Below are 14,331 nucleotides of genomic sequence, written 5' to 3' on the forward strand. Positions count from 1 at the left end.
TAGCGGGGGACAGTCAGCCGGCTAGATGTTCAAATATCTAGCCACATCAAAAGGCGGCCATTGCTCCCGCGATTACACCATGTTCGTTCGATGGCCCCTTTCAGACAGTAGGCAGCGAAATGATTGATGACCACTAATCATGGTCAGGTGCTTGCAATCCACCTGCGTGCGTGGCCGAACGCTTTTGCCAGAGCCGCACGACTTTCATCTAGACCATCGACGCAGTATGCGTTTAGAAACTGACGTCCGGCCAACAGCTTCGCGTCCGTCTCGCTCAATCGCGCCTCTTCACAAACACGTTTCCATTCATTTGCAATGGTCGCAATCTGGCCCTCGATGATTGAAACAGCTTCAACCTCGCTCAACAGGAAATTGGCAGCCGCATCGAGGCAGTTCTTCAGCGTGCTCATGCGGTTGTCTCCACTGATCAGCATGGCCTGCGTCGCTTCATTGCCGGTTCGGCCCTGCGGGCAGATGTCGTAGGCGGGGGTAAGCGCCAGCATCCTGCCGTCCCAGAAGGCGGCATGATTGCGGGCGTGATCGTCGGTGTTGCCGCACAGGATATTGAAGCAGAGCCGTCCGAAGAGTTCTTTCAGCGTTTCCTTTGGCTGGGTGAAGCGATGGCGGATGATTTCTGCGAGGTCCTGGTAGGAGGCATAGCGCGCCATCATTTCATCGAGGCCGAACATCGTCAGTGCCGAGACCATGGCCTTTCTCTGCCAGCCATTGTCGCCTTTGACGCGGTCGAAGCGTTCGATCAGCAGGACATCCTTGTTCGCTGCAGAGACCGTCGAGACCGGCGCGACGTTCAGACCACAGGTGGCCGCAAGCCGCATCGCAATGAACTCGGCCTTTACGACGCTATAAAGATCGTTGCTCGAAGAGAACTTGGCGATCAGCTTTTGGTCACCGCGATCGATCAGCGCCTTCGGCCGTGCGCCGCCGATCGAGGTTCCGTGGTTGAGTGCCTGATCCAATGCAGGCGTCAGCGAAGCGCCCCGCTCGATCCGGCCGGCGGCTTCAATGAGTTCCTCATAGGACGCCTCTGCCTTGAGACGGGGAACGTATTCCGTTGCCGATTGCTGAAAGTCGAGTGCGCCGATCCGATCGGAACCGGATTCCAGCAAGTATGTCAGCTCGGTGATATCGCCGGTGTCGTCTTCGGCAGGCTTGCCGCCCACCAGACGATTGAGAATGACCCTGCGACCCCATGCGTCAGGCGAGCCATCCCGCAGGCAACTCGCCATAGGCAGGCCGGCGTCCGGCTCGATCAGACCGCGACGCAGCGGAAGCTCGGGCTCATAAATCGGGATCGCATTGTCACGGTCCAGATAGCTGGCGCCATAGTTGAAAACGTAGCGGTTGCCGCCACGCGTGATGCGACCGGCAACAACCGGGTCAGTCTGCTCTGGCAGCCAGATCCAGACATAGGCCTCCTTGTGCTGCGAAAGCCTAGAAGTCATCATCGACCTCCTGCGGGCTGTGGCGAACGCTCTTGGGCAGAAGCGCCAGCTTCTCATCGAGACGGGCGTTATGCATGGCCAGTGTCTGATCATCCAGATCGAACAGGCGGATGCCGACCAGAGTGGCGACCTCGAAGACCGTGCCGATCTCCGGTCCCGGTTCTCCATACTCGATCCTGCGAAGCGTTTTGCGGGTAATGCCGGCACGCTCGGAGAGTTCGACAGCGGTCAGGCCGCGCTCAACGCGGGCGGCCCTGATCAGCTTGCCGAACAAGGACAAGGCCTGTTTTGTGGTACGGGAATAGCTGCGGGTTCGCTTCATGATAGCTCCGTTGAGCGGATCATTTAAAAGCCTTTTGGTCGCCGATGGATATTTTAAGGCTCATTATAGTGCAAGACAGACGAAACGCAAACTCACGAGCCTTATATGTACCATTAGCGTCTTTATGGATCATATAATGATCATTAGTGACGCGATCTATCCAGCGAGTTTGCCAATCCCCCGCCATCGCGCCATATCGATGATCACTTCATTCAGAAGAATGCCTGCCACAAGAGAACACCTGGCCGGAAAGTCACTAAAGGTCATGCAATGAGCAGCGACAGCAAATTCATCTCCCGCGTGCTCCGGCACGAACCAGAGCTTGTGGGGCTGAAACTGCGTGCAGGCGGATGGGCGCTTGTTTCTGACCTGCTGCGCGGCTTGAAGAAAGCTGGCCGTCCATTGAATGTGGAAGAGCTGAGACAGCTGGTGGCAGACAACGACAAACAACGTTTCACCCTTTCGGAGAACGGTGAGATGATCAGGGCGGCGCAGGGGCACAGTATCGCGGTGGACCTTGGACTTTCATTGTCAGTGCCGCCGCCGGTGCTTTTCCATGGAACCGCCCGAGCCAACCTGGACGCCATCTTTGCAGATGGCATCAAGCCGGGCCGTCGCCAATACGTCCACCTGTCTCAGGACGCCACGACTGCCGAGAAGGTTGGCCAGCGTCATGGCAAGCCTGTGGTGTTGAGCATCGACGCGCTGCGCATGCACGAAGATCGGTGTTCCTTTTGGGTCGCCGACAATGGCGTCTGGCTGACGGAATGGGTGGCGCCGGAATATCTGGGGTTTCAATAAGGTCGAGCAAACGGTGGCCATTTTGGCTTCCTCTGCGCTCGGGCGGCCTCAATGTACCTTTCAGATGTTTCTGGTCCCACGTTCAGTGCCGGAAAGCGTTCGGAGACGGCTACTGCGAATAATAGATCGCCACTCTGTTTTTCGCATTTTATCGTTTTAATACAAAGCATTGTAAGTGGGGCGCCGTCGTGCAAGAACGCATCCAGATCCCATGTTGCTTCCTTCGGATAACACCTCTCATGCCCGTTCTGATCACCGCCGACCTGCATCTCGACCAATGGCTTGAAGCAGGACGTGATCCCTTCGCCGCGCTGCCTCCTGAAATGCTCGGCGCATTGGATGCACTGTTCATCGCAGGAGATCTGGCGGACAAACCGAAGGTGCGATGGGCGCGATTGCTCCGGCATCTTGGACGCTATATCGACCCGGCACGCATTTACGTGTTCCCGGGCAACCACGACTATTATCACCACGTCATTGATGGCGATGACCGTCTTGCCGAATTGACGGCACAGGCGGGAGCCAATTTTGCGCAGAAGGCAGAAATCGCGGTCGGCAATACGCGGTTCCTGTGTTGCACGCTCTGGACTGACTTCGCGCTTCACGGCGCGCCTGCGGCTGCCATGGCGTTCGCCAGAACACGGATGAATGATTACCGCTATATCCGTAAAACACCTCGGTACAGCAAGATCCAACCATCAGACACGGTGCTCGTTCACGGAGATCATCGGCGCTGGCTGGAGGACCAGTTGGCGACGTCGTTTGTTGGCAAGACGGTGGTGGTCACGCATCACTGTCCACACCCGGAACTGCTGTCAGATTCGCCAAGCGAGTTTGATCCGATCTACGGCTCGGATCTTCGGGCACTGATCACGAAGCACAACCCTGACGCCTGGTTGTTCGGGCATACGCATAGGCAGCGTCAAACCGTTGAAGGCGACACGACTGTCCGCAATGTTTCGCTTGGTTATCCGTCGGAGGTGGAGGCCGGGCAGGAAGCTGACCTCTTGATGCGAGGCATGATCGATGTCTGATCTCGCCGGCACGGCGAAGAGCGACGGTTTGAAGCGAACGACTGATCATTCGGTGCATTCGGCAAAGGAATGGTGATTGTTCGCCGGTCTTGCCGAAGCGATCAGAACGTTTAGTTTGGCATCGACCTCCGACACAGAGCAAACCCCATGATCGAGTTTCAATCCCTACCAGACGACCATCCTGATCTGGCTCTGTCGCCCCTGTTACGCGGTGCTTGCCTGATACTAAACTGTGCCGCGGAACATGGCGGGATCGGCTTGACTGCGACCAAGGCGTTCAAGCGCGATTTCGTAAGGTGGGCGGTGGAGAATTTTGAATGGCCAGGCAAATCGGCCAAAGAAACGTTCCGCTACCAGTCGGTCATCAATGAAGCTGACTTTCCACCCGTCGATATGTTGCACTTCCTGCTGATCCGCCTCCGTCTGGGCCGTCATTACAAGGGCATGTTCCGCGTCACCTCCGAAGGCAAAGATCTCGCGGCACATCCCGGCCTGCTGTTCAAACGACTCATACCCTTTTTCGTGCTCAATATCGACCACGCGGCCTATTCCCGCCTCGGTGAAGGCCTCTTCGGCAATTGGGATGTCTGGCTCAATGTCATGAATGTCGAGATCGAAGACGGGGCGAGCGAAGACAATCTATTCAGCTGCTTTTATGGCGAGGCAGAGACCGGCAATGACCGGCGCTGGCGTGAAGTTCTTGCATTCAGTGCTTGTGTTCTCAAGCCCTTGGAATGGAGTGGCTTGATCACCGTGCAAGAGCTTCGCGATCGGGATGACAAGCTGGAATACATCGTAACGAAAACAGCCCTGTGGCGTTCAGGCCTGAAACTCGAGACGGACGACCTCGTTCAATCCGTGACACGTCACTGAGAACGATTGAGGTGCGTCCTCCCGCACGAAAAGCCGGTCGATTTCTGCATACTGTTGTTCAGAATGGCTGCCTTCGGCAGACCTTGCGATTTCACCCTGCAAATTGGCAACCGCCGCGATTCGAGGAATTATCCAGTTTTCTGTTACTCGCGTACCTGCAAGGCCTTGAGCCAGCCCGAAGCCAGGCGAGCACTGTCGGCGCCGGCCCGATGAGGCACACGCATGCGCTCGAGCTTTTCGTATAGAAAATCAAGGGCAAGACCATCGAAATGAGCGAAGCTCACAGTATCGTAGTCTTCGACAGTGATTACTGAAGGTGCCCAGCGTGCGGCGCCAAGAAGACGGCTTAGCCAGTGGGTTTCGAGCCTTGGAGCATCGGAAACCAGAATAAAGCCCTCGATTTTGGGCATCAGCTGTTGGGTGACGTCTTCAACGGTCGGGGCGGTCTCCAGATCCGACATCGAAATCCCATGCACCGCTTCGCTTTGCTTCGACCAATCCGCCCGCTCCCAAACCGATGCCGGCCGTATCAGCGACGACCATGTCTGAACCTGATTGCCTTCAATCCATGATATGCCGACTTCGATTGGCCAGCTCTCTGCTGATAGAGACGAGGCTTCGAAATCGAGGGCCATGAGTGTTTCGATATTTTTGCCGGTCATCAGATTTTGACCCATACTGCATCAATGGTCTCGAAGAAAGTAGCGTATTGAGGGTGGCGATAAGTAACAGCACAGTGGGTGACTAAAATGGGGGCCGACTGCTGACTGGCAGGTTTGGTCTCACCAATTAGCGAAGCGGACGTTCGGGCTTGAGAGGCGTTTAGTCGCTTTCGGCCCTTTGCCAACCTTCGTGCCGGGCGCGGCGGATGACCGGTCCCAGCCCTATGCGGAGGGCCGGTCGGCAGCACCGATCAACCGCTCGGAGCACTACGACAGATGTTGCAGGTCCTCCTGCCCGTTGTAGCCCTCGCGCAACTGTCATCTTCCGGTGTTAAATGTTAACGAGCCTTGAGCCTAGCGACGCGCGATGAAGAACCTTTTAGGGAGAGACCTATTGACTCTGACGCTGCGATACTACTTATCTGAAACAGGAGTTTGGCACTCTATGCGCGTCGCGTGGACCTTAACTCGCGAGTTAAGGAAATACGCCGGAGCTAAGGCTTCGAGATTCTGCTGGCTCGAATGTGAGCCTTTGCACTTGGTTGCGACTCGGTGCAAACGACTCTGTCTAGGCAGAGTTGACCGACTGATGAAGCGTAGGGCGCGGGAAAAGAACCGCCATACACTTATTCAAGTGTTGGCGGTTTTCCTTATTTGACGGTTGCGTTTTTCAGTCTAACGACATCATCTGGGTAGACATTCGCATACCCTACGGGGCTTGCGATACTGCCTCGTTTTGCGCAATTGAACGAAGCGCGACCTAGGCCGTTTCCGTCTCTTCTCTGCACATCGTGATGGAATCCCTGAGGCAGTGCTCCGCCAAAACGATAGAGGCTCCTCAAGGACAAGACTAAATCAGGTTGAGGGCTGCCCTCTTCTGCTTCCCACACGTTTCCATCGTAGGCGGTTGGATGTGCAACGAAGAAAGCCAAGTCTCGGCTGTCAACGAAGGGATGGCGAGTTTGCTTTTGGGATACTCTATTCGGTACATCATCGTGTGTCAGATCACACGGACCCAGCCCTTCAAGCCTATCTGTCCACTCAATAGCACCGGACCTGAATTTTCGAAAAACATCGGTCAACTCGCCATCAGGCGTGATGTAGTTCCGAGGGGGAGAAGTAATGCCTCGTTGTCAGACAAATAGCCTAGCCTTCTTCGCACTTCGCTCAAATTTGACCGCGCAGGAGACGACCGCTGATAGTTTTCGATAAGCCCCCTCGCAGCTGTATCAAAATCATGACGACATTGCTTTCCCTGGTGAGACCACTCTTCCAAGCCGCACAAGGCCGTAGGCATAACGAAAAAATCGAAGGCCCTGAGAAGCATTTCTTGATCCGTCGAGGGTACGAAAAAAAGATGGATTTCCGCCGGGGTCGGTTGTCGGCGGCTGTTTTCCCTTCGGCGTAGAATGAATTGCCCTACATCTTGAACCAGCTGCTGAACGTAGCGTTTTGGATACAATGCACCGTCGGATATGCTCGCCGGTGTACCCTGAACGATCACGTCAGGGAAGCGTTTGGAGAACTCCTGCAGGGAACGCCCGTAGGTCGTCACCGGAAGGCCTGCGACAATGACCATGGCTTGCGTACCAGCCAGAGCCACCGGCTTTCTCCGTTTCCTTGCCACTATCAATGCCTTCCCAGGAGAATTGCAATATCCATGGGAATAACCATTCTCTTTGCGACTTCAGGATCTTGCGAAGCAAATAGGCGCTCAAGCGCAGATGACCGCATGTCTTTCGAGGCAGGTATCGACCGGTTGCTGGCTTTGGGGGCAGCGTTGTTGTTTCGCCTGAGTGTAGCCAGGTCAATGTCAGAACGTTCTGCCCAAGATCTTACCCCTACCTCCAGGCGCTCGATCTGTTGAAGCTCAAGTTCATCCAGCTCAATTGAATTGCCAAGGGGAACTCGAAGATCAGCGTCAATGACTATTTCATTTTCGCCGCCTTCGGTGCCAATTCTGTACTGGATCTTAGGGGAGAGCCGTACGAACATTTTAGTAGACTCATCGATGGGTTTTGTGAAGGCGATTATTAGTGCTTTTGGCAACCCTCTGAGGAAAAAAACTTATGACGCCGAAGAATTTCCTTCTCCGCTCGGGCTTCATCGCCTTCGCGAACGACAGCAATAAAAGCTTCAGCCTTTTCATCTCTTATTACTGAAATTCCGCCCACGCTTTCGACTGCTTCTAGCAGAGTGCGCCTTTCCCCTGCCTCTGGCCAAAATTCCCGGTCAGAAAGTGCCTCTCCGAGGTGAGAAAGCAGAAGCAGTCGGGGATTGCTTGCCATATAGTGATGTTCAACAATTTCCCTAATCTGTTCTTCAAGCATGGCTCAATCGCTTTCTACATTCATTCGGGCCGGGGACGTTGCCTCCTCGCCGATGTGAAAATTCATAACTGTTTGTTCAGCTTGCTTCAAACACTATGCAGATAGCCACGTGTCCATGGAGATTGCTGACTCCATGTTTATCGCACACTGATCGGGTGTGGTCGTCGTGATTCTGCACTGATCTGTCCGCCCGGGGCAGCGCAGCGAAAGTCAAGTTCTGGCGCTTCGCTGCCCTTCATCCTGGACGCAGCGAAGGTCGGCTTCCCGTCCTTTGTAGACGTTCGCACGTTGCGCGACGAATGGCAGCTTTCAGGACAAGGTCGAGAGAGATCTATTGGCCGAAATGGGGGCGCATTCCTGACCGTCCGCTTTCTCTTTGCATGATAGCAAAGGCGTCGTTCGAGTGATAGGAGGTCGCTTCAGCCACAAAGTCGGATCTATTCTGAAGCAAAGCAAGCTTGATGCGAATACTCGTTACAGCCGATTGGCACCTAGACTTCTGGTGGCGAAGCTATCGCGATCCGTTTGTGAATTTTAGGTCGATTTTCGATGGGCTTGATGCTTTTGTTCTGGCGGGTGATCTCGCGGACAACCCATTGCAGAACTGGCCAAGGGGTCTGGAGCAGCTGGCACGCCTGATTGATCCGGCAAAGGTATTCATCCTGCCAGGTAACCACGACTATTATCAGTGGCAGTTGGATGGCGAACAGCGGCTGAAGTCATTGGTGGAAGATGCCGGCATGCGCTTTGTCCAGAAGGAGGCGCTGGAGTTTGGTGGTGTTCGTTTCCTTTGTTGCACGCTTTGGACTGATTTCTGTTTGAGTGGAGATCGTGGAGCCGCAATCCGGCAGGCGAGCTATCGCATGACCGATTATGATCGGATCCGGTTCAACGGGAGAATGGTGCGCCCCGATGACACGATCCGAGTTAATGCGGACCATCTCGAATGGGTGACGCGAAAAGTCCAGGAGCCTTTTGAAGGGCGGACCGTCATCGTCAGCCATCATGCGCCCAGTCCATGTGTGGCGGGACCTGTCGATGATCTGACGCCTTGTTTCGCTTCCGATCTGGATGAATGGATCTTGCGGCATAGCCCCGACTTGTGGCTGTTTGGGCATACGCACCGACACCTGAGCGGAAAAGTCGGAAGGACGCCGATCGTGAACGTTTCTTTCGGGTATCCGGAAAACGTCAGAGCTGATGCGGAAGCGGATGTGTTGCTGCGGGGTCTGATTGACACAGACAAGGCCGGTCTCTTGGCGCGGGAAGCGTAAAACCGGCTGGGCGGCGTTGCGCGGCATCTATTTTTCAATTCGTGGCAAGAGGCGCAATCAGCAGGCGCCCGATGTTGTTTGTCAGATGAGGCTGCAATATCCGGGAATAGGCGGGAACAGCTGAGAACGGCCGCAAATGTCCCGTATATCAGGCGATGTGGCGATAGAACGGGCAGGCTTTCTATATAAGTGATTTTGACAGCAGGACACCCTGCAAAGCAGTCTGCCGAAGGAATGGACGCTGAAGACGGTCAACCTTTTCAAATAGCGTCAAACCGGCAGATTCCGAGAGCGGTGTGCGATAAGGTCGCTTATGGAACTGAGCGCCCCCTCACCGCCAAGCGCCCGTGATATAGGGCTTTATGGATTTTGAAGAGCCTTTCACGGGGCAGCTTCAAATACCCTTAATCGGGCTTTCAAAAGTTATCTCACGGACTTAAGCAAACCTTAAAGAGATCCAAGATTGCATTCCAAACATGGAAGCTTCTGCCATTTTCGAGAATTTTCTAACCGTTTCAACACATTACGTCTAAATACTCCTCTGCAAAACATGGAAGTCGGAGCTCTTCTGCTTTGCGCGTCCCCATTTCGGCCGTTAATCACAAGAAGCTTTAACCCCAAAGCCGTCGTTCTTTAATCTAACGACAACCGCGAAGGTGCTGTTAATCCGCGAATGAATTTGCTTTTGCTCAGACCCAGCTGCGTCAGTCCGGCATGGCCGGACTGACGCAGGTCCTCGACCGTCACGCCCCTCATTTGGTGGAGCGTCTGGGAGTTGCCCGTGGTTAACTGTTCAGGGAATATACGTTCGCATGGAGGTATTTTCAAATGACAACGTTAATTTCCTGGATCTCGGTCGACAGCCGCGGACCAAGCGCCATCTACGTGGTCACCGACAGTCGCATTACTTGGGGTTCGCAGACGCGGCGTTGGGACAGCGGGCGAAAGGTATTCGCAGCGCCGACGCCCGACGTCTTTGGTTATTGTGGGGACGTCCTGTTCCCGTCTCTGGTCCTTGGTCAGATTGTCGACCTAGTCACCCGGGGCCTCCTCTGGACAAGCGATACTGATCCCAACGATCGTCATGCGGTGCTGGTGGAATATCTACGAACGGCCTTCGGCCGTCGTCAGAACGCTCCGGATCAGGGATTCACTGTGGTCCACGCTGCTCGACAGGGCTCGGGTCTGAGCGGCACGTTCCTGGCTTGGCGCACTGATTATGAGCCCGGTCCCCGCGGATGGACGGACGTGCAAGTAGACACCAAAAAACGCGACACTTCAGACGTAGTGCTGACGCTCGGCAGTGGCAGCAAATCACTTAATAGGGAAATTAATGCCTGGAAGGCGTCCTCGCAGGGCAGCACTGCGAGATCACTGTTCAGTGCCTTTTGCGATGCGCTTGATAAAGGGGCTGACCCTCTGACCGGAGGCGTACCCCAGATCGTATCTGTCGATCGAAATTCGCCGGGTAAAGTTCTTGGGTTTGTTGCTGACAGACAACGATACCTCCACGGACTGCCAATCGGCTATTCGCCGGCATTGACGTCGCTCGAGTGGGTTGATCCGCTCTTTAATCGCATGTCCGCCGAAACTCTTGATCGGCTCTCCGGAGCTCAGCACCAGGTTCGCGATGCGCCGACAGTTCCTGGCGGCATTGGTCGCTTCTTTCGCTCCTCCGGCAAGTCAAAGTGACGGCATCACGACGCGGCAAAATAGGTCGTTTAAGTGATGATCCGGATGCACCTGGTCCGTCTACGATCACTGCTTTGGGTCGGCAATGCCTCCAACTCGGCCGTTCCCCCTCTCTCGACCTCGTCCTGAGAGCAGTCGTTCGTTACGCGACGTGCGAAGACCTAAAAGGCCGGTTTCCGGACCTTCACTGCGCTTGCAAGGGTGCCCTTGCCTCAGAACGCAAGTGGACATTCAGCTTGGTTCAGCCTGCCGGACCGTTGAGATCTATGTGAAGGGTGGAAAGCTGCCCTACAGCAGCGCCGCTGAAGCGGACTTAGATGATGGCTCACACGGCAAGATCAGACCCTAAAAAGGATGCGTAGAGCAGCCTGATCAAGGTCCTGCCGTGCTAATTCCTTGGCTAGAAACGGATAGCGGCGTTCAAGGAAGTTCAGGCTGATATCCCCATTCGCATACTCGATCAAGATATTGCACCGTTCCTGCGCATAGTAGTCATCGTGATTGAGCTTCAGACCGTTGATCGTGCCATTTACGCGAGACCGTAAGGATTTCTCCAGCTCGGGATTGGGCTTGAGCATACAAGACGGAAGGTCAAGGTAAAACCATTCATCATCCAACGTGAACGGGTCGAGAATGTCGGTTTGACTGCCTTTGGCGGTATTCACTCGCCCGCTTGCAAGACGATAGTTCGACCATTCGTAGGCCAGATCGGGCCGCACGTTCTTGGGGTGGAAGTGATCTACTGACCCCTGTTCAGTCAGATACATTGCTGTGTAGGCACAAATGCCGCCATAAGCGGCATGAAGCTCCTTCGCCGCCTTCGACCAAAAGTTCTTTTTTCGGAACTCCTTTGAGCTGGGAGCCGGACATTGAGCGAGAAAGGCTGCCCCTGGCTGTCTCACATCGGCATCAAAACTCGGGTACTCTGGCCGCGCTGTAACTCGGATCAAATTATCACCCCATTCTGCTCTGCAAAATAAAGCCACCGCGGCCAAAACTTGTCGTCACCTGAGAGGTATCTCTTCAATCGATCGGAAACCTGGGCAACCTCGGCCTGAGTTACCTCCTCTCGGAGTTGCAGTGATTTTGCATCTTCTATCGCTAGCTCTGCCTCACGCGATCGAGCGTGTCGAAGGCCGAACAACGGCGATGTGAGCCAGCCCGACGCATCACCATATTTCACAAACGGTGTCTCTTCTAACTGCACCTTCGGCCCGTCCCCGTACAGGTGATAAAGAACGTCTGTGTCGGCATCAAATACTGTTTCCATCGATGCCAAAATCATTGGGGAATGTGTTACAGCGACCATCTGGATAGCCAACTCGCTGCTGAGCAGATCGCCAACCGACATCAATGCGGGAAGCACTATACGCTGCCATTTTGGGTGCAGATGGGCCTCTAGCTCATCAACAATGACCAACATACGTCGAAGAACCGGGCTATCTATTTGCTCAGCCGCGACTTCATGTTCTTGCCACGTCAAGATAATTAAGTAGGCGAGCAACAGCACCCGCTGGACGCCCGATGAGGCGTGCGTAACGGGGACAGTCCCGTAATTATGCTGAATTGTGGGAATGTCGCGAGGATCGCCAGGAAGTCGGATGGGAGCACCGGGCCGAAGCACACCTAAATCTTCTGGAGACAAACGCTTTAGGACCGCGCTGAACCTATCAAAAGTTCGCTTATCAGAAGCGGCTTGCCACTTCGGCCAATCGCGTATTAGTCCTTCTATCACTCCTGGACGACCGTTCCATACCTCGTAGGCACTAAGGCTGTTTGTAAAAGTGCTCCCTTTGCTAATGAATTTGCGAAGAGGGTCTGCGATCGCAAATGAACCATCAGCCCGAGAAAATACCGCCAGCGCTTCCACAGTCTTCGCCGTTGAGGGGCGTGACCAAGCAAATAGCTTGCGATTAAACGTCGCGGTAGATGTCAGCAACGAGCCGGACTGCCCCCGTAGCGCATATTCAACGGAGGCTTGTCCAGCGTCGGCGTGCAGCGGCGGAACAGCCTCTCGCTCGGCCCATTCTCCCGTAGCGGCCCACCAAGCGAAGTCCAGCAGAAAGGACTTACCAAGACCGTTATCGCCAGTGATTAGAGAAAGTCGCTCGCCGAAATCCAACTGCATCTCTGCGCTAGGGCCAGCATTGTTCAATCTGAGCGACGCAATCGTGCGACCACCTTCGGCCTCCGCATCAGGTGGCAGCGGAAATGCTCGCGCCACGTCTGTCATCGAGAGAGGTTCAGAAACGAAATCGTCTCTGGAGGATGTTGGGCTAAAGGCACGTTCTCCGAACAGAATGTGCTGCTCAACTGGGGTAATTTGGTAGGTATTGAAGAACAGATCGATCAGCGCATCAAGGTCTGAGACGGAGCCAAGATTTTCACCCTTAAACAACCAAATGGCTAAAGCATCTGCTGGCGCAGAAACCGGGCTTCTCGTGCGCGTCAACCCCTCCACTATGTGCTGCAGGTAATCCTTCGCGAAGCCCCATTCTTTACTTCGCGGCTCGTGCAAAAAGACTGACTGAAAAGTCTGTGTATTAACTGTCTGTAGACCGGCAGATGGATACTTTTGTTCGACCCACCATTTCGCGCTTTGACCCTTGAAAGGTTGGAAGAAGTGGGCGCTTCCTCGATCGATCACATGATGTTCTTGTAGGTGCGACCGCGTGAGAGCATCCATGCTCAGCTCTTCGGCAGCACCTATGGTCAAACCATAGCGCTTGCAAGCGATGAAGGTAATCCCGATGAACGGATGCACCGTTTTCTTGAGGTGCTTGATCGCTTGTACGACCGACTTGGATGATAGATACATTGCGGCACGCTTCCAGTCAGACGAAGTTAAACATCATCATTTGCCTCATATTCAGCCAGACGGCGTAGTTCTTCAGCCATTTCTTCGCAATACTCTTTCTTGGCTTCGATGCCAATACACCTAAACCCATGCTTGCGAGCGAATATGAGAGAGGTTCCGCTCCCACCAAACGGGTCCAATACGACCCCCCCAAGCGGGGTGGTCGTCAAAATAGGAACACGAACCAATTCTTCAGAGAACCGTGCCCGGTGACGACTAGGTATGCCCTTCGCTGCCGAAATAGACCACGTATCGAGAGGTGGAAGAACCGATCCGCTATCGGTAGTGCGGCCGACAGAATTCTTGTCAAAGTAATACCAGCGTTCTTTCACGAAATGAAAGATATATTCATGCGACATCGAACAACGGTCGCGGACCTGATCGGGGATAGGATTGGGCTTCACCCATACATTGTCGTTTCTGACGATCCAGCCGCGATCTTGCATCTCAATTGCAAAGCGATGGGGAACCAACAGCAACTGCTTAGGTACGCACCATTTCCCATCGCCCTTCTTGTCCTGGGGACGGATGCCAAATCGGCGCGCACTCTGCTTCGACTCGCTGCTCTTATGCGCACCCTTACCGCTCCAATAGGTGTCCCCAATGTTTACCCACAAGCTTCCATTTTCTGCGAGCACCTTGCCAGAGGCATCAAACACATCCGCCAGTGCTTGGATGAATTCTGATGGATGTTCTTCAAGTCCGATCTGCCTGTCGACCTCGTAATCTCTCTGGCCATAGAACGGCGGTGAGGTAACGATGCAGTTTACCTTGACACCTTCCTTTGCCAGCAGTGCAAGCCCATCCCGGACATCCATATTCAGGACCAGCGAGTTATCGTCGGCATAGAATGCCACGTCGCGCAGCTTCTGAGATGCGAACGCCTCAGTACTCATTACCTGCGGCTGCATTGCCTCATTTGCTCGCGTAGCGGGGCGGCTATTAGACTTGATTGGCTTTGTCTTCTTCGGTCGAGTGGTCATCAAAATTCCATCGCAAACTCAATGCCCATCAGTATCTTCC

The 14,331-nt window shown here is 54.4% G+C and carries 14 protein-coding genes; 5 read left to right on the top strand and 9 right to left on the bottom strand.

Annotated elements, in window-relative coordinates; genetic code table 11:
* Window positions 1-143 precede the first annotated feature (143 nt).
* Window positions 144-1,463 carry a type II toxin-antitoxin system HipA family toxin gene (locus tag AC0L7L_RS12825; protein WP_272212351.1) on the bottom strand — a complete coding sequence of 440 codons (1,320 nt, stop codon included), beginning with the start codon at window positions 1,461-1,463 and terminating at the stop codon, window positions 144-146.
* Entirely contained in the window at window positions 1,453-1,785 is a 333-nt protein-coding gene (locus tag AC0L7L_RS12830) for a helix-turn-helix transcriptional regulator (RefSeq protein ID WP_272212352.1), read from the bottom strand. Before AC0L7L_RS12830 ends, AC0L7L_RS12825 begins: the two co-directional genes overlap by 11 nt.
* A gap of 270 nt (window positions 1,786-2,055) precedes the next feature.
* Between AC0L7L_RS12830 and AC0L7L_RS12835 the strand changes: the two genes are divergently transcribed.
* The 3 genes from AC0L7L_RS12835 (at window position 2,056) to AC0L7L_RS12845 (ending at window position 4,493) form a co-directional block, all read left to right on the top strand.
* The gene (locus AC0L7L_RS12835; protein WP_272212353.1) at window positions 2,056-2,586 is read left to right on the top strand and encodes an RNA 2'-phosphotransferase; all 531 of its coding nucleotides are present in this window, start codon (window positions 2,056-2,058) and stop codon (window positions 2,584-2,586) included.
* A 239-nt stretch (window positions 2,587-2,825) separates the two neighbouring features.
* Window positions 2,826-3,620: a metallophosphoesterase gene (locus AC0L7L_RS12840; RefSeq protein ID WP_272212354.1), complete on the top strand. Its 795-nt coding sequence runs from the start codon at window positions 2,826-2,828 to the stop codon at window positions 3,618-3,620.
* Window positions 3,621-3,767: 147 nt separating this feature from the next.
* Entirely contained in the window at window positions 3,768-4,493 is a 726-nt protein-coding gene (locus AC0L7L_RS12845) for a hypothetical protein (protein WP_272212355.1), read from the top strand.
* 143 nt (window positions 4,494-4,636) lie between these two features.
* On the opposite strand, the gene AC0L7L_RS12850 is transcribed toward AC0L7L_RS12845, so the two are convergent.
* The 4 genes from AC0L7L_RS12850 to AC0L7L_RS12865 form a co-directional block, all read right to left on the bottom strand.
* Entirely contained in the window at window positions 4,637-5,155 is a 519-nt protein-coding gene (locus AC0L7L_RS12850) for a 3'-5' exonuclease (RefSeq protein WP_272212356.1), read from the bottom strand.
* 1,078 nt (window positions 5,156-6,233) lie between these two features.
* The gene (locus tag AC0L7L_RS12855) at window positions 6,234-6,758 is read right to left on the bottom strand and encodes a hypothetical protein (RefSeq protein ID WP_473509396.1); all 525 of its coding nucleotides are present in this window, start codon (window positions 6,756-6,758) and stop codon (window positions 6,234-6,236) included.
* Window positions 6,759-6,784: 26 nt separating this feature from the next.
* Window positions 6,785-7,150 carry a hypothetical protein gene (locus tag AC0L7L_RS12860; RefSeq protein ID WP_473509398.1) on the bottom strand — a complete coding sequence of 122 codons (366 nt, stop codon included), beginning with the start codon at window positions 7,148-7,150 and terminating at the stop codon, window positions 6,785-6,787.
* Window positions 7,151-7,188: 38 nt separating this feature from the next.
* Window positions 7,189-7,485 carry a hypothetical protein gene (locus AC0L7L_RS12865; protein ID WP_473509400.1) on the bottom strand — a complete coding sequence of 99 codons (297 nt, stop codon included), beginning with the start codon at window positions 7,483-7,485 and terminating at the stop codon, window positions 7,189-7,191.
* 461 nt (window positions 7,486-7,946) lie between these two features.
* On the opposite strand from AC0L7L_RS12865, the gene AC0L7L_RS12870 reads away from it, so the two are divergent.
* Window positions 7,947-8,759 (top strand): metallophosphoesterase family protein, encoded by an 813-nt coding sequence (locus AC0L7L_RS12870; RefSeq protein ID WP_272212358.1) that lies wholly within the window; start codon window positions 7,947-7,949, stop codon window positions 8,757-8,759.
* Between the two features lie 828 nt (window positions 8,760-9,587).
* Window positions 9,588-10,451: a hypothetical protein gene (locus tag AC0L7L_RS12875; RefSeq protein WP_473509403.1), complete on the top strand. Its 864-nt coding sequence runs from the start codon at window positions 9,588-9,590 to the stop codon at window positions 10,449-10,451.
* A 338-nt stretch (window positions 10,452-10,789) separates the two neighbouring features.
* Here the strand turns inward: AC0L7L_RS12875 and AC0L7L_RS12880 are convergent, their stop codons facing one another.
* From AC0L7L_RS12880 to AC0L7L_RS12890, 3 genes are read right to left on the bottom strand one after another with little or no spacing between them, the layout of a single operon-like run.
* The gene (locus AC0L7L_RS12880) at window positions 10,790-11,446 is read right to left on the bottom strand and encodes an HNH endonuclease family protein (protein WP_473509405.1); all 657 of its coding nucleotides are present in this window, start codon (window positions 11,444-11,446) and stop codon (window positions 10,790-10,792) included.
* Complete coding sequence (locus AC0L7L_RS12885) at window positions 11,398-13,269, bottom strand: AAA family ATPase (RefSeq protein WP_272212362.1); 1,872 nt, start codon at window positions 13,267-13,269, stop codon at window positions 11,398-11,400. Before AC0L7L_RS12885 ends, AC0L7L_RS12880 begins: the two co-directional genes overlap by 49 nt.
* 26 nt (window positions 13,270-13,295) lie before the next feature.
* Window positions 13,296-14,219, bottom strand: a complete 924-nt coding sequence (locus tag AC0L7L_RS12890; protein WP_473509408.1) for a DNA-methyltransferase — start codon at window positions 14,217-14,219, stop codon at window positions 13,296-13,298.
* Between the last annotated feature and the right edge of the window lie 112 nt (window positions 14,220-14,331).

It is taken from the genome of Martelella sp. K41-7 (assembly GCF_055808365.1).

What these genes read in the sequence shown, in the direction of transcription:
- AC0L7L_RS12865 (WP_473509400.1), bottom strand. Translation starts at nt 7,485, where the DNA reads ATGCTTGAAGAACAGATTAGGGAAATTGTTGAACATCACTATATGGCA.
- AC0L7L_RS12860 (WP_473509398.1), bottom strand. Translation starts at nt 7,150, where the DNA reads ATGTTCGTACGGCTCTCCCCTAAGATCCAGTACAGAATTGGCACCGAA.
- AC0L7L_RS12870 (WP_272212358.1), top strand. Translation starts at nt 7,947, where the DNA reads ATGCGAATACTCGTTACAGCCGATTGGCACCTAGACTTCTGGTGGCGA.
- AC0L7L_RS12885 (WP_272212362.1), bottom strand. Translation starts at nt 13,269, where the DNA reads ATGTATCTATCATCCAAGTCGGTCGTACAAGCGATCAAGCACCTCAAG.
- AC0L7L_RS12835 (WP_272212353.1), top strand. Translation starts at nt 2,056, where the DNA reads ATGAGCAGCGACAGCAAATTCATCTCCCGCGTGCTCCGGCACGAACCA.
- AC0L7L_RS12830 (WP_272212352.1), bottom strand. Translation starts at nt 1,785, where the DNA reads ATGAAGCGAACCCGCAGCTATTCCCGTACCACAAAACAGGCCTTGTCC.
- AC0L7L_RS12845 (WP_272212355.1), top strand. Translation starts at nt 3,768, where the DNA reads ATGATCGAGTTTCAATCCCTACCAGACGACCATCCTGATCTGGCTCTG.
- AC0L7L_RS12850 (WP_272212356.1), bottom strand. Translation starts at nt 5,155, where the DNA reads ATGACCGGCAAAAATATCGAAACACTCATGGCCCTCGATTTCGAAGCC.
- AC0L7L_RS12825 (WP_272212351.1), bottom strand. Translation starts at nt 1,463, where the DNA reads ATGACTTCTAGGCTTTCGCAGCACAAGGAGGCCTATGTCTGGATCTGG.
- AC0L7L_RS12890 (WP_473509408.1), bottom strand. Translation starts at nt 14,219, where the DNA reads ATGCAGCCGCAGGTAATGAGTACTGAGGCGTTCGCATCTCAGAAGCTG.
- AC0L7L_RS12840 (WP_272212354.1), top strand. Translation starts at nt 2,826, where the DNA reads ATGCCCGTTCTGATCACCGCCGACCTGCATCTCGACCAATGGCTTGAA.
- AC0L7L_RS12875 (WP_473509403.1), top strand. Translation starts at nt 9,588, where the DNA reads ATGACAACGTTAATTTCCTGGATCTCGGTCGACAGCCGCGGACCAAGC.